The sequence below is a fragment of the Mycobacterium sp. genome (assembly GCF_025933915.1).
Lineage (GTDB): Bacteria > Actinomycetota > Actinomycetes > Mycobacteriales > Mycobacteriaceae > Mycobacterium.
The window spans coordinates 1-17,198 of record NZ_JAICZA010000099.1; the positions used below are offsets into that span (position 1 = coordinate 1).

The 17,198-nt window shown below is 68.4% G+C and carries 16 protein-coding genes and 1 pseudogene; 12 read left to right on the top strand and 5 right to left on the bottom strand.

The features are described 5' to 3' along the window. The first annotated feature begins 14 nt into the window (after positions 1–14). Genes Q0W90_RS16090 through Q0W90_RS16100 form a run of 3 tightly spaced genes read left to right on the top strand, consistent with a single transcriptional unit; the run spans position 15 to position 3,387 of the window. Positions 15–764, top strand: a complete 750-nt coding sequence (locus Q0W90_RS16090; RefSeq protein WP_297600552.1) for a DUF2786 domain-containing protein — start codon at positions 15–17, stop codon at positions 762–764. After that, positions 761–1,273: a TIGR04338 family metallohydrolase gene (locus tag Q0W90_RS16095; protein ID WP_297775211.1), complete on the top strand. Its 513-nt coding sequence runs from the start codon at positions 761–763 to the stop codon at positions 1,271–1,273. The genes Q0W90_RS16090 and Q0W90_RS16095 overlap by 4 nt, the downstream gene beginning before the upstream one ends. Beyond that, the gene (locus Q0W90_RS16100; protein ID WP_297775212.1) at positions 1,270–3,387 is read left to right on the top strand and encodes a glycoside hydrolase family 3 protein; all 2,118 of its coding nucleotides are present in this window, start codon (positions 1,270–1,272) and stop codon (positions 3,385–3,387) included. The genes Q0W90_RS16095 and Q0W90_RS16100 overlap by 4 nt, the downstream gene beginning before the upstream one ends. Before the next feature lie 39 nt (positions 3,388–3,426). Here Q0W90_RS16100 and mymT read toward each other — a convergent pair whose 3' ends face one another. Beyond that, the gene (gene mymT / locus Q0W90_RS16105; RefSeq protein WP_081283760.1) at positions 3,427–3,573 is read right to left on the bottom strand and encodes a metallothionein MymT; all 147 of its coding nucleotides are present in this window, start codon (positions 3,571–3,573) and stop codon (positions 3,427–3,429) included. Between the two features lie 156 nt (positions 3,574–3,729). Here mymT and Q0W90_RS16110 point away from each other — a divergent pair, with 156 nt between their 5' ends. After that, positions 3,730–4,386 carry an O-methyltransferase gene (locus Q0W90_RS16110; RefSeq protein ID WP_297699415.1) on the top strand — a complete coding sequence of 219 codons (657 nt, stop codon included), beginning with the start codon at positions 3,730–3,732 and terminating at the stop codon, positions 4,384–4,386. Positions 4,387–4,388: 2 nt separating this feature from the next. Here the strand turns inward: Q0W90_RS16110 and Q0W90_RS16115 are convergent, their stop codons facing one another. Continuing rightward, positions 4,389–5,372: a nitronate monooxygenase gene (locus Q0W90_RS16115; RefSeq protein WP_297775214.1), complete on the bottom strand. Its 984-nt coding sequence runs from the start codon at positions 5,370–5,372 to the stop codon at positions 4,389–4,391. A gap of 131 nt (positions 5,373–5,503) precedes the next feature. Between Q0W90_RS16115 and Q0W90_RS16120 the strand changes: the two genes are divergently transcribed. Beyond that, complete coding sequence (locus Q0W90_RS16120; RefSeq protein WP_297602232.1) at positions 5,504–5,941, top strand: SPW repeat protein; 438 nt, start codon at positions 5,504–5,506, stop codon at positions 5,939–5,941. Positions 5,942–6,047: 106 nt separating this feature from the next. On the opposite strand, the gene ilvD is transcribed toward Q0W90_RS16120, so the two are convergent. Continuing rightward, complete coding sequence (ilvD, locus tag Q0W90_RS16125) at positions 6,048–7,760, bottom strand: dihydroxy-acid dehydratase (protein ID WP_297699413.1); 1,713 nt, start codon at positions 7,758–7,760, stop codon at positions 6,048–6,050. A 108-nt stretch (positions 7,761–7,868) separates the two neighbouring features. Here ilvD and Q0W90_RS16130 point away from each other — a divergent pair, with 108 nt between their 5' ends. The 5 genes from Q0W90_RS16130 (at position 7,869) to Q0W90_RS16150 (ending at position 13,662) form a co-directional block, all read left to right on the top strand. Then, positions 7,869–8,159: a metal-sensitive transcriptional regulator gene (locus Q0W90_RS16130; protein ID WP_297596122.1), complete on the top strand. Its 291-nt coding sequence runs from the start codon at positions 7,869–7,871 to the stop codon at positions 8,157–8,159. Between the two features lie 124 nt (positions 8,160–8,283). Continuing rightward, complete coding sequence (locus Q0W90_RS16135) at positions 8,284–9,534, top strand: MFS transporter (protein ID WP_297596128.1); 1,251 nt, start codon at positions 8,284–8,286, stop codon at positions 9,532–9,534. 117 nt (positions 9,535–9,651) lie between these two features. After that, positions 9,652–10,707, top strand: a complete 1,056-nt coding sequence (locus Q0W90_RS16140) for a L,D-transpeptidase (protein ID WP_297596120.1) — start codon at positions 9,652–9,654, stop codon at positions 10,705–10,707. A gap of 86 nt (positions 10,708–10,793) precedes the next feature. Continuing rightward, positions 10,794–11,384: a TetR/AcrR family transcriptional regulator gene (locus Q0W90_RS16145; protein ID WP_297775215.1), complete on the top strand. Its 591-nt coding sequence runs from the start codon at positions 10,794–10,796 to the stop codon at positions 11,382–11,384. Positions 11,385–11,403: 19 nt separating this feature from the next. Next, the gene (locus Q0W90_RS16150) at positions 11,404–13,662 is read left to right on the top strand and encodes a molybdopterin oxidoreductase family protein (RefSeq protein WP_297775216.1); all 2,259 of its coding nucleotides are present in this window, start codon (positions 11,404–11,406) and stop codon (positions 13,660–13,662) included. On the opposite strand, the gene Q0W90_RS16155 is transcribed toward Q0W90_RS16150, so the two are convergent. Further along, positions 13,646–15,634 carry a M13 family metallopeptidase gene (locus Q0W90_RS16155; protein WP_297775218.1) on the bottom strand — a complete coding sequence of 663 codons (1,989 nt, stop codon included), beginning with the start codon at positions 15,632–15,634 and terminating at the stop codon, positions 13,646–13,648. The two genes, Q0W90_RS16150 and Q0W90_RS16155, sit on opposite strands and share 17 nt — an antisense overlap. A gap of 41 nt (positions 15,635–15,675) precedes the next feature. Here Q0W90_RS16155 and Q0W90_RS16160 point away from each other — a divergent pair, with 41 nt between their 5' ends. Together Q0W90_RS16160 and Q0W90_RS16165 are read left to right on the top strand one after the other, a co-directional pair. Beyond that, positions 15,676–16,359, top strand: coding sequence for a hypothetical protein (locus tag Q0W90_RS16160; RefSeq protein ID WP_297596112.1), 684 nt, complete (start codon positions 15,676–15,678; stop codon positions 16,357–16,359). Positions 16,360–16,367: 8 nt separating this feature from the next. Then, entirely contained in the window at positions 16,368–17,051 is a 684-nt protein-coding gene (locus tag Q0W90_RS16165) for a hypothetical protein (protein ID WP_297775220.1), read from the top strand. A gap of 3 nt (positions 17,052–17,054) precedes the next feature. On the opposite strand, the pseudogene Q0W90_RS16170 reads toward Q0W90_RS16165, so the two are convergent. Next, a pseudogene (locus Q0W90_RS16170) lies at positions 17,055–17,198 on the bottom strand (XRE family transcriptional regulator); the annotation flags it as partial.

The following is a 17,198-nucleotide window of genomic DNA, read 5'->3' on the forward strand; positions in this document are numbered from 1 at the left end:
GAGGAGCGGCGCTATTGAGTGACGACAAAATGCTGGCGCGCATCGCCGCACTGCTGCGTCAGGCCGAAGGCACCGACAACACCCACGAGGCCGATGCGTTCATGTCCGCTGCGCAGCGGCTCGCGACGGCCGCGTCCATCGACCTCGCGGTGGCACGCTCCCATTCGGCCCAGCGCTCGGCCGCGGAAGCCCCGACCCAGCGCACCATCACCATCGGCGCGGCGGGTGCCAAAGGGTTACGAACGTATGTTCAGCTCTTCGTGCTGATCGCGGCGGCCAACGACGTGCGTTGCGACGTCGCATCGAATTCGACGTTCGTCTACGCCTACGGGTTCGCCGAGGACATCGACGCCAGCCACGCCCTGTACGCCAGCTTGGTCGTACAAATGGTGCGCGCGTCGGACGCCTACCTCGCCTCGGGTGCACATCGTCCCACGCCGACGATCACCGCCCGCCTCAACTTTCAGCTGGCCTTCGGGACGCGCGTCGGCCAGCGTCTGACCGAGGCCCGCGACCAGGCCCGCCACGATGCCACCAAGGACCGTCGGCGTGCGCCGGGCACTGCCATCGCCTTGCGGGACAAGGAGGTTGAGCTGGTGGACTACTACCGCGGTGCGTCGAAGGCGCGTGGCACCTGGCAAGCCAGTCGCGCGTCGGCCGGGTATTCCTCGGCGGCGCGTCGCGCCGGCGATCGGGCCGGTAAGCGAGCGCGGCTCGGCAATAGCCCCGAACTCCCCGGGGCGCGGAGCGCGCTGAGCGGGTGACTGCGGGGAACCCCCCACAGCGGGATTCTCAACGCTCCAAGGTTTATGCGGCCGAGGAGTTCGTCCGAACGTTGTTTGACCGCGCCGCCCAGCACGGCTCACCCGCCGTGGACTTCTTCGGCACGCAGTTGACGCTTCCGCCGGAAGGCCGATTCGGCTCGGTGGCATCCGCCCAGCGCTACGTGGACGACGTGCTGGCGCTACCGGCGGTGCGGCAACGATGGGCGCATGTGGCGCCGCTGCGGGTCCGGCCGCGGCGATCCGCCACCGCCGCGCACTACGAGAACCACGACGGCACTGGCGTTATCGCGGTTCCCGACCGTGACACCGCCGACTGGGCGCTGCGCGAGCTGGTGATGCTGCACGAAGTGGCGCATCATTTGTGCCAGGCCGAGCCGCCGCACGGCCCCGAGTTCGTTGCGACGATCTGCGAGTTGACGGAGCTGGTGATGGGACCCGAACTGGGGCATGTGCTGCGCGTCGTCTACGCCAAAGAGGGTGTGCGGTGAAAGATCCCGACGACCGGGCGCGCGAGATCGAAGCCCAGCTGACGGACGACGAGCGATTCTCGCTGCTGGTCTCGGTGATGGGGGCCGGTGACATGTGGCCGGTGCGCGACGCCCGCATCCCGGTGGACACGCCGATGAGCGCGGGATACGTGCCCGGGGTTCCCCGCCTCGGCATCCCCCCGTTGCTGATGAGCGATGCCGGCTTGGGCGTCACCAACCCCGGCTACCGTCCCGGTGACACGGCCACGGCGCTGCCCGCCGGGCTCGCGCTGGCCGCCAGCTTCAATCCGGTGCTGGCCCGGGCCGCCGGCGAAGTGATCGGCCGGGAGGCGCGCAGCCGTGGGTTCAACGTGCAGCTCGCGGGGGCGATGAACCTCGCGCGCGACCCGCGCAACGGCCGCAATTTCGAATACCTTTCCGAGGACCCGTTGTTGACCGCCACGATGATCGCGGAGTCGATCGACGGCATCCAGCGCCACGGTGTCATCTCGACGGTCAAGCACTACTCGCTCAACTGCAACGAAACCAACCGGCACTTCCTGGACGCGGTCATCGATCCCGACGCGCACCGTGAATCCGACTTGCTGGCCTTCGAGATCGCGATCGAACGGGCGGCACCCGGCGCCGTGATGACCGCATACAACAAGATCAACGGTGTCTACGCCGCGGCAAACGATGTCCTGATCAACGAGGTGCTGAAGGGCGCCTGGGCGTATCGCGGTTGGGTCATGTCCGATTGGGGCGCGACCCCGAGCTGGGAGTGCGCGCTGGCCGGTCTCGACCAAGAATGCGGGGCCCAGATCGACGCACTGTTGTGGCAGGCCGAGAACTTCGTGGCACCGCTGCGCGACGCGTACGCCGACGGCAGGCTGCCCAAGGAACGCCTGTCGGACATGGTCCGCCGAATCCTGCGATCCATGTTCGCCGTCGGTATCGACCGCACCGACGCGGCACCGACATCGGACCTGGCCGCGCACAACGAGGTTGCGTTGCACATCGCGCGGCAGGGGACCGTGTTGCTGATCAACCGGGGACTACTTCCATTGGTGCCCGAGTCGGGCATGCGCATCGCCGTCATCGGCGGGTACGCGCACATCGGTGTGCCGGCCGGTTACGGTTCCAGCACCGTCGTGCCCCCGGGCGGCTACGCGGGCGTGGTCCCGATCGGCGGCGTGGGAGTGGAGGCCGGGCTGCGCAACCTGTACCTGCTGCCCTCGATTCCGGTTGAGGAGTTGCGAAAACAGCTGCCACAGGCGCAGATTGAGTTCGACCCCGGCATCAGTGCGGCCGAGGCCGCGCTGGTCGCCCAGCGCGCCGACATCGCGATCGTGTTCGCGATCCGCGCGGAAGGGGAGGGATACGACCTGGCCGACCTGTCGCTGCCGTGGGGCCAGGACGAGATGATCGCCGCCGTGGCCGCCGCCAACCCCAACACCGTGGTGGTGCTCGAGACCGGCAATCCGGTGAGCATGCCGTGGCGTAACGCGGTGAATGCCGTTGTGCACGCGTGGTATCCGGGCCAAGCCGGCGCCCAGGCGATCGCCGAGATCCTCAGCGGGCGGGTGAATCCTTCGGGTCGGCTTCCGATCACCTTTCCCGTCGATCTCGGCCAGACGCCTCGCCCGCAGCTGTCCGGCATCGGCGAACCGTGGGGGACGGCGACCACGATCGATTATTTCGAGGGCGCCGATGTCGGCTACCGCTGGTTCGCCGGTAACGGCCACGTTCCGATGTTCGCGCTCGGTCATGGGTTGTCCTACACCAGGTTTGAGTATCGTGACCTGGTGGTCAGCGGCGGGGCGACCATTACCGTCAGTTTCAGCGTCGTCAACGCGGGCGATCGCGCCGGGGCGGACGTGCCGCAGCTGTATTTGACGGCATCGCCCGACGGACCGTGCCTACGGCTGCTGGGGTTCGAGCGGGTCGAGCTCGAACCCGGGGCCACCTGCCGGGTGACCATCGACACCGATCCGCGCCTGCTCGCCCGCTACGACGGCAGCGTCACAGGCTGGCGGATCGAACCGGGGGGTTATACGGCGGCGGTGGGGATTTCGGCGACGGCCATGCGGTTGTCGGCCACCGTCGAGCTGACCGGCCGTACGTTCGGGCGGTGATCACCCGGCTGAGTCCGAACCCACGACCGGCCCGATGTGTTACTCGACGGGGGTCAGCGCGTCGCCGCACGTGCAGCGGTATGCCTCACCCGCACCCGAGCAGTGGCAGGGGACCTCGATGCGAACGCGGCAGCCGCAGCCTTCGTGACCGCACGTCAGCAGGGTCCCGGCCTCGTAAGTTGCCATTTGACTCACCCTTTTCTCCTGGTGTGACTCTTGCGACGCGGTTCGGCCGCACCCTCACTATATACCCCCCACGGGTATATACAAGGGCCGCGATCGGGTTCCCTGGCGGCCCGGCCGTCTGCGCGAGGCCCGCCGGGCGCGGCTAGCGTTGGCGCCATGACCGAGAAACCCACCCCCGGCGACGTCGACGCATTCTTGGACAGGACGGTCGTTGGCGACGATCCGTCATCCAGCGCGGCGCTCGACGCCAGTGATGCGGCCGGATTACCGCGGATCGCGGTCTCGGTGCAGCAAGGAAAGTTCTTGAGCCTGCTCGCCGGCGCCATCGGTGCGCGGCGCATCCTCGAGATCGGCACCCTGGGAGGCTTCAGCACCATCTGGTTGGCACGCGGCGCCGGCCCGCAGGGGCGGGTGGTGACGCTGGAATACGAGCCCAAGCACGCCGAGGTCGCGCGGGGCAACCTGGAGCGCGCCGGCCTCGCCGATCGGGTGGAGGTGATCGTCGGAGCCGCACTGGATACGCTGCCGACGGTCACCGGCCCCTTCGATCTGATCTTCATCGACGCCGACAAGGAGAACAACCTCGCGTACCTGGAGTGGGCCATCCGATTGGCCCGACCCGGCGCAATCGTATTGGTAGACAATGTGATTCGTGACGGCCAGATTCTGCGCCCGGATTCCGACGATGCCCGGGTGCGGGTGACCAGGCAGACGCTGCAGGCAATGGGTGAGCACCCGCGCCTGGACACCGCGGTGATCCAGACGGTGGGGGCCAAACACTGGGACGGCTTCGCGTTGGCGCTGGTGCGGTAGCGTCAGCGCGGGGACAGGTCGGCGACCGCTTGCCCGGCGGAGGTGAGTTCGCCGATCCGCAGCGCGGTTTCACCCGCGTACAGGGCGGTGCTTTCCAGCCAGGAATCGGGTACCCCGGCCACCGGTGCCAGCGGCGTGAAGAACGGACGGGCCGGCGACTGCAGGCGCATCAGTGCGCCCGCATCGAAACGGCTCAGCACCGACAGGGGGCGGCTGGCCGCGTTGAGGGCGGCCGGCAATGCCTTCGCCCGTCCGTCCGCGCCGCACCAACGGCGGGTCGCCTCGTTGGGCACCACCCGGTGACGTAGCGGCCAGCTCAGGCCGAACAGGTTGGTTTCGATCGTCTTGTCCGCCCGCATGATTCGTCGCTGATACTCGCGGCTGGCGTTAGCCTCGTGCGTCAACAGGAATCGCGTGCCGGCGATGACGCCACTGGCGCCGCCGTCCAGCGCGGCGCGACTGTCCGTCGCGGTGGCGATGCCGCCGGCCAGAAACACCGGCCGGCCCTCGGCCGCGCGCAGGGCGTGCGGCAGGAAATCCAGGGCCGGCATGGTCCCGACCAGATGCCCGCCCGCCTCGCGTCCCTGAGCGATCAAACCGTCGGCGCCCCAGGCGATCGCGGCACGCGCCTGCACCTCGGTGCCCACCATCACGAAGACGAAGGTCCCGGCGTCCCGCAGGTGCTCGACGAGGCCCCGCTTCTCGCCGAACGCCAACACGACCACGTCCACCCGGGCATCGACACACACCGAGACGTGGTCGCGATGAACGAAGGGCAGCAGCAGATTTACCGCGACGGCCCGACCCGGCGCCTGTTCGCGCACCTGATCGATCGACGCTCGCAGCAGCCGGGGGGTTTCGATGCCCAGCGTGCCCAACCCACCCGCCTGGGCGACCGCGGCGGCCAGCGGCGCGCCCGCCAGCCCACCGCCCATGCCTGCCTGTCCCACCGGGTAATCGAGTCGCAATCGATCCGCGAGATCCATGGCCAAGACAGTACGCGGTTTCTCGAACTGGGCCGCGATCGGGCGTAATCTTGATGACAGATGGATGGGTGCAGTCCGGCTCACAGTGCTTGTCACACAACGGGCTTGCTGCATAACAGAAAGGTCGCAAAATGAGTACAGTCCATTCATCAATCGATCACCACCCTGATCTGTTGGCGCTGCGTGCCCGCTATGAGCGCGTTGCCGAGTCGATGAGTGCGCATGTCACCTTCGGCCTGGCTCTGCTGACGGGTCTGTACGTGGCCGCGTCACCGTGGATCGTGGGATTCAGCGCGACGAGATCGCTCGCCACGTCTGACCTGATCGCGGGGATCGCGGTGGCGTTCCTCGCGTACGGATTCGCGACGACGCTGGACCGTGCCCACGGTATGACGTGGACGCTGCCGGTGCTCGGCGTGTGGGTCATCGTGTCGACGTGGATCCTGCCGGACGTCGTGCTGACCACCGGCATGACCTGGTCGAATGTCGTCGCGGGCGCGTTGTTGACGTTCTTGGGCCTCAACGCCGCCTACTTCGGCATGCGTACGCGCGCCACGGCCGCCCATTGATCGCGATGGCGCGAGCTGGGGGCACCTCCCGCTTGCGGGGGAGCGTGTTTGTACGCGACACGCCGTGTGGCGCAGGCATTCTGCGCACGCTCGCGTCGAACGTTGACTAACCGCAGACCGCGCCGATCGCGGCGGAGCTGACCAGCTTGACGTACTTGGCCAGCACGCCGGTCTTATAGCGCGGCTCCGGCGGCGTGAAACCCGTTTGCCGAGAAGCGAATTCGGCCGGATCGGTCAGCACGTCGAGGACGCGGTTGGCGACGTCCAGGCGGATCTGGTCGCCGTCGCGCAGGAACGCGATCGGTCCGGCGTCCACCGCCTCGGGCGCGATGTGGCCGACGCACAGGCCGGTCGTCCCGCCGGAGAACCGGCCGTCGGTCAGCAACAGCACGTCCTTGCCGAGACCGGCGCCCTTGATCGCCCCGGTGATGGCGAGCATTTCCCGCATCCCGGGGCCGCCCTTGGGGCCTTCGTAACGGATCACCACCGCGTCGCCCTTGGTGATGGTGCCGTCCTCGAGGGCGTCCAGCGCGGCCCGCTCACCGTCGAAAACCCTTGCGGTGCCCTCGAACACGTCGGAATCGAAACCGGCCGACTTGACCACCGCGCCCTCGGGCGCCAGCGAACCACGCAGGATGGTGATTCCCCCGGTCGGGTGAATGGGATTACTCAGGGCGCGCAACACCTTGCCGTCCGGGTCGGGCGGGGCGATCTCGGCCAGGTTCTCGGCCACGGTCGCACCGGTCACCGTCAAACAGTCGCCGCGCAGCAGGCCGGCGTCCAGCAGCGCCTTCATCATCACCGGCACGCCGCCGATGTGGTCGACGTGGGACATCACATGGCGGCCGAACGGCTTGACGTCGGCCAGGTGTGGAACCTTCGACCCGATCCGGCTGAAATCATCGAGCGTCAGCGCGACGTCGGCCTCGTGGGCGATGGCCAGCAGGTGCAGCACCGCATTGGTGGAGCCGCCGAACGCCATCACCACCGCGATCGCGTTCTCGAACGCCTCCTTGGTGAGGATGTCGCGGGCGGTGATGCCGCGCCGCAGCAGTTCGACGACGGCCGCACCGCTGCGCCGCGCGAACCCGTCACGGCGGCGGTCGGTCGCCGGCGGCGAAGCACTGCCCGGCAACGACATACCGAGCGCCTCGGCGGCGCTGGCCATCGTGTTGGCGGTGTACATGCCGCCGCAGGCGCCCTCGCCGGGACAGATCGCGCGCTCGATGGCGTCGACGTCCTCGCGCGGCATGAGCCCCCGGGCGCAGGCGCCCACGGCCTCGAACGCGTCGATGATGGTGACCTCGCGCTCGCTGCCGTCGGAGAGCTTGGCGACCCCGGGCAGGATCGAGCCGGCGTAGAGGAACACCGAGGCCAGGTCCAGCCGTGCGGCGGCCATCAGCATCCCGGGCAGCGACTTGTCGCAGCCGGCCAGCAGCACCGACCCGTCGAGGCGTTCGGCCTGCATCACCGTCTCGACGCTGTCGGCGATCACCTCGCGCGACACCAGCGAGAAGTGCATCCCCTCGTGGCCCATCGAGATGCCGTCGGACACCGAGATGGTGCCGAACTCGAGGGGATACCCGCCGGCCGAGAACACCCCCTCCTTGACCGCCTTGGCGAGCCGGTCCAGGGAGAGGTTGCACGGCGTGATCTCGTTCCAGGACGACGCGACCCCGATCTGCGGCTTGGCGAAGTCTTCGTCTCCCATGCCTACGGCTCGCAGCATGCCCCGGGCGGCGGCCTTCTCCAGGCCGTCGGTGACGTCACGACTACGCGGCTTGATGTCGGCGGTTGAAGCCGAATCGGTGGTGGGCATCGTTCAAGTATGCGCTGGCCAGTCCCGTTACCAATTTCCGGGGTCATACCCCGATGGGGTATAAGGTGGGAGGGGCGCCGCGCGGCGGCAGGCAGGGGTGAAACGCAGATGACAAACGAACACGGATACTCGCAGCAGAAGGACAATTACGCCAAGCGGTTGCGGCGCATCGAGGGCCAGGTGCGGGGCATCGCCGGCATGATCGAGGAAGACAAGTACTGCATCGACGTGCTGACCCAGATCAGCGCCGCCAACAGCGCCTTACGGTCGGTCGCGCTGAATTTGCTCGACGAGCACCTGAGTCACTGCGTCACCCGCGCCGTGGCCAAGGGGGGCGACGAGGCCGACACCAAGCTCACCGAGGCCTCCGCCGCCATCGCGCGCCTGGTTCGCTCCTGAGCGCAGGGCGTGTTGCCACGCCAAGTTGGATGAACCGGTAGCCGGAGTGCGTACGGTAGGGGAGCGTGACCTGGGCGGCGACGGCGTTGCTCGACCGATTGCGCACACCCGAGCGATGACTGTGATGACTGCCGAAACCACCAACGCAGCCGCGCGAACGTGGACGCCACGGATCGCGGCTCAGCTCGCCATCCTCGCGGCCGCGGCGTTCACCTACGTCACCGCCGAGATCCTGCCGGTGGGCGCGCTGCCGGCGATCTCCCGCAACCTGAACGTCAGTCTGGTCCTGGTGGGCACCCTGCTGTCCTGGTATGCCCTGGTAGCGGCCCTGACGACGATCCCGCTGGTGCGCTGGACCGCGCACCTGCCCCGCCGCCGCGTGCTGGTGGCAAGCCTGACCTGCCTGACCGCCTCGCAGGTCATCTCGGCGCTGGCGCCCAATTTCGCGGTGCTGGCCGCCGGGCGGGTGCTCTGCGCGGTCACCCACGGCCTGCTGTGGTCGGTCATCGCGCCGATCGCGATCCGATTGGTGCCGCCCAGCCACGCCGGGCGCGCCACCATGTCGATCTACGTCGGCACCAGCCTCGCGCTGGTCGTCGGCAGCCCGCTGACCGCGGCGCTGAGCCTGATGTGGGGGTGGCGCCTGGCCGTCGTGTGCGTCACCGTCGCGGCCGCCGTCGTCACGGTCGCCGCCCGGCTGATGTTGCCGGAGATGGTGCTCACCGAGGATCAGCTGGCCCACGTCGGCCCCCGGTCCCGTCATCACCGCAACCCGCGGCTGATCACCGTGAGCGTGCTGGCGATGATCGCGGTCACCGGGCATTTCGTGTCCTACACATTCATCGTCGAGCTCATCCGCAACGTGCTCGGTGTGCGCGGGCCGAACCTGGCCTGGGTGCTGGCCGCCTACGGACTGGCCGGCCTGCTGTCGCTGCCGCTGGTGGCGCGGCCGCTGGACCACCGGCCCAGGAGCGCCGTCATCCTGTGCATGACCGGTCTGACGGCCGCGTTCGTGGTGCTGATCGCGCTGGCGTTCGCCGGTCGATCCGGCGCGACGACCGCGCTGATCGGCACCGCCGCCATCGTGCTGTGGGGAGCCATGGCCACCGCCGTGTCGCCGATGATGCAATCCGCCGCGATGCGGAACGGGGCCGACGACCCCGACGGGGCGTCGGGACTCTACGTGACGGCGTTTCAGGTCGGCATCATGGCCGGCTCACTGGCGGGTGGCCTGTTCTATGAGCGCAGCGTCACGATGATGCTGATCGCTTCGGCGAGCCTGATGGCCGTGGCGCTGGTCGGCATCGCGGCCAACCGGCGGATGCTGGACTTCCCCCGCGGGCCGGTCCAACCGACAAGCTCAGACGATTCATAGCCGGCCAGGTCGGGGGCACAATCGCGGCGCCTTCGGGGCCGCGGCCGGTCGTCGACGGCGGTCGCCGTCGCGCGCCCTATGCCACACTGTGCGGAGTAGATGAGTGGAGGTATGCATATGTCGGGCTGGACGAAGGCCTGGACTTTCAAGGGTCTCTTCGCCGCTCTGAACGTCACCGGCTGGGCTGCTGTCATGACCCTGGCACTGGTGCTGAGCGCGGCCCCCGCGCTGGCCGATCCGGACCCGGCTCCCGCCGATCCGGGCGCCGTCGCCGCGCCGCCCGCACCGCCGGACCCGTTCGCGCCGCCGCCCCCGCCCGACCCGTTGGCGCCGCCGCCCCCGCCTGACCCGCTGGCGGCCCCGCCGCCGCCCGATGCACCGGCCCCGCCGTGGCTTCCGCCCATGGCCCAGCCCGCGGCGGCCTCGGCCGCCGGGCAGAATCCCGCCCCGTTCACCGGCACCGCCCCCTTCGGGCCGCCGAAGATCCTCCCCGCCAATGGGTCGACCGTGGGTGTTGCCCAGCCGATCATCATCAACTTCCCCGGCCGGGTCGACGACTCCGGCGCCGCGGAGGGCGCCGTCCACGTCTCGTCGGCCCCGGCGGTCCCGGGCAAGTTCTACTGGATGACCCCGACCCAGCTGCGCTGGCGGCCGTTGAGCTTTTGGCCCGCCCACACGGCGGTGACCGTCGACGCCGGGGGCACCGTGTCGAGCTTCCGAACCGGAGACACGCTGGTGGCTACGGCCGACGACGCCACGCATCAGCTGATCGTCACCCGCAACGGCACGGTGGAGAAGACGATCCCGATGTCGATGGGCATGACGTCTGGTAACCACCAGACCCCCAATGGCACCTACTACGTGCAGGACAAGAAGGCGTCGGTGGTGATGGACTCCTCGACCTACGGGGTGCCGGTCAGTTCGACCTACGGCTACAAGGTGACGGTGGAAGACGCGGTCCGCTTCGACAATGTTGGCGACTACGTGCACAGCGCCCCGTGGTCGGTGGACGATCAGGGCAAGCGCGATGTCAGCCACGGCTGCATCAACATCAGCCCCTCCAACGCGAAGTGGTTCTTCGACAACTTCGGCGCGGGCGACCCGATCATCGTGAAGAACTCCACCGGCGGCAACTACAAGAAGAACGACGGCTCCGCCGACTGGATGAACTAACTCGCCAGAAATCCGCCGCGGAGCCCTTCCGCGGGCCCGGCGATTATGTATAGCATCATATATAGACTTTGACCTGAGGAGCGGTGATGCGCGGCCCACGCGAACGGATGGTCGTCTCGGCCGCGCTCTTGATCAGGGAGCGCGGCGCGCACGCCACCGCGATCTCGGATGTCCTCGAGCACAGCGGCGCACCGCGCGGATCCGCCTACCACTACTTCCCGGGCGGCCGCACGCAACTGCTCTGCGAGGCGGTCGACTTCGCCGGCGACCACGTCGCCGCGATCATCGCCGAGGCCGACAGTGGCCCCCAGCTGATCGACACCCTGACCGACAAATACCGCGCGCAGTTGCTCGACAGCGACTTTCGCGCCGGCTGCCCCATCGTGGCCGTGTCCGTGGAGGCGGGCGAGCCGGAAAACGCCGAACGGATGGCGCCCGTCGTCGAGCGCGCGGCGACGGTGTTCGACCGCTGGACCGACCTGATCGCGCAGCGCTTCATCGCCGACGGGATAGCCCGGGAACGGGCGGGCGAATTGGCGGTCCTGGCCACCACCGCCCTCGAGGGTGCGATTGTGCTGGCGCGGGTGCGCCGCGACCTGACGCCGCTCGACGTCGTCCGCCGTCAGGTGCGCGAGCTGCTGCTGGCGACTCCGTCCCACCAGGGTCCTATCGGGTGACCGGAGAGGATGTCCCGCAATGACCGGTGAATGGCAATCCAGCGCGTGCATCCTGTGCGAATGCAACTGCGGCATCGTGGTTCAAGTCGACGATCGCCGGCTGGCCCGCATCCGCGGCGACAAGGCGCACCCGGCATCGCAGGGCTACACCTGCAACAAGGCGTTGCGGCTGGACCACTATCAGAACGACCGCACCCGGCTGAGGACTCCGCTGCGCCGCCGCGCCGACGGCAGCTACGAGGAAATCGATTGGGACACCGCGATCGTGGAGATCGCCGAGGGGTTCAAACACATTCGCGACACCTATGGCGGGGACAAGATCTTCTACTACGGTGGCGGCGGGCAGGGCAACCATCTGGGCGGGGCGTACAGCGGCGCCTTCCTGAAGGCGCTCGGCTCGCGGTATCGCTCAAATGCGTTGGCGCAAGAGAAAACCGGCGAATCCTGGGTAGACGGGCAGTTGTACGGCGGTCACACCAGGGGCGAGTTCGAGCACGCCGAAGTGGCGGTGTTCGTCGGCAAGAACCCATGGATGTCGCAGAGCTTTCCGCGTGCCCGGGTGGTGCTCAACGAGATCGCCAAAGATCCGGACCGGTCGATGATCGTCATCGATCCCGTCGTTACCGACACGGCCAAGATGTCCGACTTCCATCTGCGCGTGCGACCCGGCACCGACGCGTGGTGCCTGGCGGCGCTGGCCGCCATCCTCGTCCAGGAAAACCTCTGCAACGAAACGTTTCTCACCGAGCACGTGCGCGGCGCCGACACCGTACGCGACGCGCTGCGCGAGGTTGCGGTGGCCGACTACGCGCAGCGCTGCGGGGTCGACGAGGAACTGCTGCGCGCGACGGCCCGGCGCATCGGCGCCGCCGCGAGCGTGTCGGTCTTCGAGGATCTCGGTGTGCAACAGGCGCCCAACAGCACGCTGTCCTCCTACCTGAACAAGCTGCTATGGGTCCTCACCGGCAACTTCGCGAAAAAGGGTGGCCAACACCTGCATTCGTCGTTCGCGCCGCTGTTCGGCCAGTTCTCCGGCCGCACACCGGTCACCGGTGCCCGCATCATCTCCGGGCTGGTGCCCAGCAATGCGGTTCCCGAGGAAATCCTGACCGACCACCCGGACCGCTTCCGGGCGATGATCGTCGAGAGCAGCAATCCCGCTCACTCACTGGCTAATTCGGCCGTCTGCCGCGAAGCGTTCCAGGCGCTGGAACTGATGGTGGTCATCGACGTCGCGATGACCGAGACTGCCAGGCTCGCCCACTACGTGCTTCCGGCCGCGTCCCAATTCGAGAAGCCGGAGGCCACCTTCTTCAACCTGGAATTCCCGCACAACACCTTCCAGCTGCGCCGTCCGCTGCTGGAGCCCCTGCCGGGAACACTGCCCGAGCCCGAGATCTGGGCCCGGCTGGTGCGGGCGCTCGGTGTGGTCGACGACGCGGATCTGCGGCCCCTGTGCGACGCCGCCCAGCGCGGTCGTGCGGCGTACACCGAGGCGTTCCTCAGCGCCGTTGCAGCCAATCCGACGGTGGCGCAGCTGCTTCCGTACGTGCTCTACGAGACGCTTGGGCCCACACTGCCGGACGGGCTGCGCGGCGCGGCCGCGCTGTGGGGCCTGGCCCAGAAGACCGCGATGAGCTATCCGGACGCCGTGCGGCGCGCCGGTCACGCCGACGGCAACGCGCTGTTCGATGCGATCCTGGACAACCCCTCGGGGGTGACGTTCACCGTCCACAACTACGCGGACGACTTCGCGTTGATCAGCCACTCCGACAACAAGATCGCGCTCGAAATACCGTCGATGCTCGACGAATTGAGGGCGCTGACCCGCGCCCCGTCCGAGCTGACCACCCCGGATTTCCCGATCGTGCTGTCGGTGGGAGAGCGGCGCGCCTACACCGCCAACGACATCTTCCGCGACCCGTCCTGGCGCAAACGCGACGCCGAGGGCGCGCTGCGGGTCAGCGTCGAAGACGCGCAGGCCCTCGGCCTCGTCGACGGATGCCGCGCGCGCATCAGCACCGCGGCCGGCAGCGCCGAGGCCACCGTCGAGATCACCGAGACCATGCTCGCCGGTCATGCCGCCCTGCCCAACGGTTTTGGGCTCGATTACCTCGACGACGACGGCCACGCCGTCGTTCCCGGTGTCGCACCGAACGCGCTCACCTCGACTGAATGGCGCGACCCCTACGCCGGTACGCCGTGGCACAAACACGTGCCGGCGCGCATCGAGCTGTGCCCGCTCGCGGGGGAACGCGGCCTCAGTTCCAGATCTTGACCCGGCTGTCCGGCTCCAGGAACAGCGCGCCGGCGTCGGCGCCGTCGAAGGCGTCGTAGAATGCGTCCATGTTGCGCAGCACGCCGTTGCAGCGGAACTCCGGTGGCGAGTGCGGATCCACCGCCAGGCGCCGGATCGCCTCGGCGTCACGGGATTTGGTGCGCCACACCTGAGCCCAACCGTAGAACACGCGCTGCACGCCGGTCAGGCCGTCGATGACGGGAGCGGGACGCCCGTTCAGCGACAACTGGTAGGCCAGCAGCGCGATCGACAACCCGCCCAGATCGCCGATGTTCTCCCCGACGGTGAACGCACCGTTCACGTGGTGGCCGCTGGCTAACCCCCGCGGCGTGTACGTGTCGTACTGCTCGATGAGAGCCCTTGTGCGGGAGCCGAATTCGGTCCGATCGGCGTCGGTCCACCAGTCGACCAGGTTTCCGTCGCCGTCGTATTTGGCGCCCTGATCGTCGAAGCCGTGGCCGATCTCGTGCCCGATCACCGCGCCGATACCGCCGTAGTTGGCGGCGTCGTCGGCCTCGGCGTCGAAGAACGGTGGCTGCAAAATGGCCGCCGGGAAGACGATCTCGTTCATCCCGGGGTTGTAGTAAGCGTTGACCGTCTGCGGCGTCATGAACCACTCGTCTTTGTCCACCGGGCCGCCGAGCTTGGCCAGCTCACGGTCGTGGTTGACGGCGTACCCGCGTTGGTAGTTGCCGTAGAGATCGTTGCGGTCGATCACCAGCGTGGAGTAGTCCCGCCACCGCGCCGGGTAGCCGACCTTGGCGGTGAACTTGTCCAGCTTGGCCAGCGCCCGCTCCCGGGTCCGCGGCGTCATCCACTCCAGGTCGTTGATGCTCATCCGGTAGGCCGCACGCAGATTGCTCACCAGCTCATCGATGCGGGCCTTGGCGTCGGGCGGGAAATACCGCTGCACGTAAAGCTTTCCGACGGCATCGCCCATCAGGCTCTCGACCAGCGACACCGCCCGCTTCCACCGGTCCCGGATCTGCTCGGTGCCGGTCAGCCGGCGGCCGTAGAAGTCGAAGTCCGCGGCCACCAGATCGTCGGTCAGCCAGGAGGCGCGGGCGCGGATCAGCCGCCACCGCGCCCAGCTCTTCCACACCTCGAGGTCTTCGTTGCGCCACAGCTCGGCGAATGCCCGGACGTAATCCGGTTGGCGCACAACGACCTCCGCGAGCGCATCCGCGCTGGTGCCGAGCGCGGCGGCCCACGCGACCCAGTCGAAGCCGACCGACTCGTCGCGCAATTGGGCGAACGTGCGCAAGTTGTAGGTGAGGTCGGCGTCGCGGCGCTTGACCACATCCCAATGCGCCTCGGCGAGTTTGGTCTCCAGCGCGACGATGCGCTCGGCGGTCTGGGTGTGGGTGGCCGGGCCTCCGCCGAACACCAGGCCGAACATCCGCGCGATGTGTGCGGGGTACGCGTCGAGCACCTCGGCGTGCTGCTCTTCGCGGTAGTAGGACTCGTCAGGCAACCCGAGCCCGGACTGGGTGAAGTGCACCAGGTAGCGGGCCGAGTTCTTGGCGTCGGTGTCCACATACATCGCGACACCGCCGCCCACCCCGGTGCGCTGCAGCGCGCCCAGGGCGGCCGCCAGCGCGTCGGCGTCGGCGGCGTCGTCGATCACGGCCATCTCGTCGAGCAGCGGCCGCACACCGCGGCGCTGGACGGTGTCCTCGTCGAGGAAGCTGGCATACAGGTCGCCGATGCGTTGCGCGTCGGCGTCGGCGGTGGTCGAGCCCTGCTGGCTGGCCTCGACGATCAGGTCCCGCACCTGTTCCTCGGCGCGGTCATACAGCTGCCGGAAGGCCCCGTCGGTGGCCCGATCTGCCGGTATCTCGTATTCGGCCAGCCAGCGGCCGTTGACGTGACCGAACAGGTCGTCTTGGGGGCGGATGCTTTCATCGACAAAGCTCAGGTCGATGCCCGAGCGGATGGCCGTATTCGTCACCCCGCCATCCTTCCATCTTTCCCGGGTGCAACGATCGGGCCATGTCCGAGGGCGAGCGAACCAAGCCGGGAGCCGAAGAAGATTCCGTTGACCAGGACCTCGGGGACCCCGACGACGCGGACGCGAACGCCGGGCGCCCCGAATCCGACCCCGAATCCGACGGAGGGGTCTTCTCCCATTACGGCGTCGCCTCAACGGTCCTCGGCGTGCTGTCGGTGGCCGCGGTGGTGCTCAGCGTCTTCATCTGGTCCGGCCACCGCGACCAGCTCGCCGAACGCGGCCATCTGAGCCGCGTCATGCAGACCGCCGCCGAGTGGACGAATGTGCTGATCAACATGAACAGCGGCAACGTCGCCGCCAGCCTGCAGCGGCTGCACGACGGCACCGTCGGCGAGCTCAACACCGACTTCGACGCCGCCGTACAGCCCTACCGGGCTGTCGTGGAGAAACTGCAGTCCAAGAGCGTCGGGCGGATCGACGCGGTGGCGATCGAGACCGTGCACCGCGACCTGGACTCGCGGCCGGAGGGGGCAAGGCCTCCAAGAGAGATAGTCACCACCAAGTTGCCGCCGTTCGCCAGCCGAACCGATTCGGTCATGCTGGTCGCCACGTCGGTCAGCGAAAACGTCGGCGCGAAGCCGCAGACCGTGCACTGGAGCCTGCGGCTGGACGTCTCCGACGTGGAAGGCAAGCTGATGATCTCCGGGCTGGCTTCGATTAGGTGAAAGGTCCGATGAGAAACATCTGGCGGCTCTTCGCCTTCGACATCGCGGCCCCACTGGCCACGATCGCCGCCTTGCTGGCCATCGGGGCGGTCCTCGGCTGGCCGCTGTGGTGGGTGTCGGCCTGCTCGGTGCTGGTCCTGCTGATCGTGGAAGGGGCAGGCATCAATTTCTGGCTGCTGCGCCGCGACTCGGTCAGCCTCGGCACCGACGACGACGCACCGGGGCTGCGGTTGGCGGTTGTCCTACTGTGCACGGCCGCCCTGGCGGCGGCCGCCGCGACCGGCTACACGCACTGGACGAAGACGGACCGCGACTTCACCGACGACAATCACAGGGTCGTGAAGATAGCCACCGGCATGGCGGAGGCCATGGCGTCGTTCAGTCCCGCCGCCCCGACCGATGCCATCGACCGGGCCACGGCCATGGTCGTCCCCGAGCACGCCACCGCGTTCAAGGAGCAGTACACCAAATCCAGCGCCGAGCTGGGCCAGCGCAACGTCACCGCCCAGGCCGCGACGGTGTCGGCCGGCGTCGAGGCCCTCGGGCCGTCAGCGGCCAGCGTGGCGGTGATCCTGCGTGTGACCCAGAACGCGCCGGGACAACCGCCCAGCCAGGCGGCGCCCGCCCTGCGGGTGACGCTGACCAAGCGCGGCAGCGACTGGCTCGTCGCCGACGTGCTGCCGATCAGATGAGGATCAGTTGGAGTCGGCCGAGCCTTCGGAGTTCACCTTGACGAACCGATCCGACAATCGGCGGATCCGGATCATCAGCGCGGCCGTCGGGCTGGTGCTGCCGTCGAGATAGCCGCCCAGCTCCTCGGCGCTGACCCCGATGCGGGA

Excerpts from the sequence above, each read along its gene's own strand:
- Q0W90_RS16140 (WP_297596120.1), top strand. The coding sequence starts at position 9,652 with ATGTCGGGCTGGACGAAGGCCTGGACTTTCAAGGGTCTCTTCGCCGCT.
- ilvD (WP_297699413.1), bottom strand. The coding sequence starts at position 7,760 with ATGCCCACCACCGATTCGGCTTCAACCGCCGACATCAAGCCGCGTAGT.
- Q0W90_RS16165 (WP_297775220.1), top strand. The coding sequence starts at position 16,368 with ATGAGAAACATCTGGCGGCTCTTCGCCTTCGACATCGCGGCCCCACTG.
- Q0W90_RS16135 (WP_297596128.1), top strand. The coding sequence starts at position 8,284 with ATGACTGCCGAAACCACCAACGCAGCCGCGCGAACGTGGACGCCACGG.
- Q0W90_RS16115 (WP_297775214.1), bottom strand. The coding sequence starts at position 5,372 with ATGGATCTCGCGGATCGATTGCGACTCGATTACCCGGTGGGACAGGCA.
- Q0W90_RS16130 (WP_297596122.1), top strand. The coding sequence starts at position 7,869 with ATGACAAACGAACACGGATACTCGCAGCAGAAGGACAATTACGCCAAG.
- mymT (WP_081283760.1), bottom strand. The coding sequence starts at position 3,573 with ATGGCAACTTACGAGGCCGGGACCCTGCTGACGTGCGGTCACGAAGGC.
- Q0W90_RS16160 (WP_297596112.1), top strand. The coding sequence starts at position 15,676 with ATGTCCGAGGGCGAGCGAACCAAGCCGGGAGCCGAAGAAGATTCCGTT.
- Q0W90_RS16150 (WP_297775216.1), top strand. The coding sequence starts at position 11,404 with ATGACCGGTGAATGGCAATCCAGCGCGTGCATCCTGTGCGAATGCAAC.
- Q0W90_RS16120 (WP_297602232.1), top strand. The coding sequence starts at position 5,504 with ATGAGTACAGTCCATTCATCAATCGATCACCACCCTGATCTGTTGGCG.
- Q0W90_RS16110 (WP_297699415.1), top strand. The coding sequence starts at position 3,730 with ATGACCGAGAAACCCACCCCCGGCGACGTCGACGCATTCTTGGACAGG.
- Q0W90_RS16145 (WP_297775215.1), top strand. The coding sequence starts at position 10,794 with ATGCGCGGCCCACGCGAACGGATGGTCGTCTCGGCCGCGCTCTTGATC.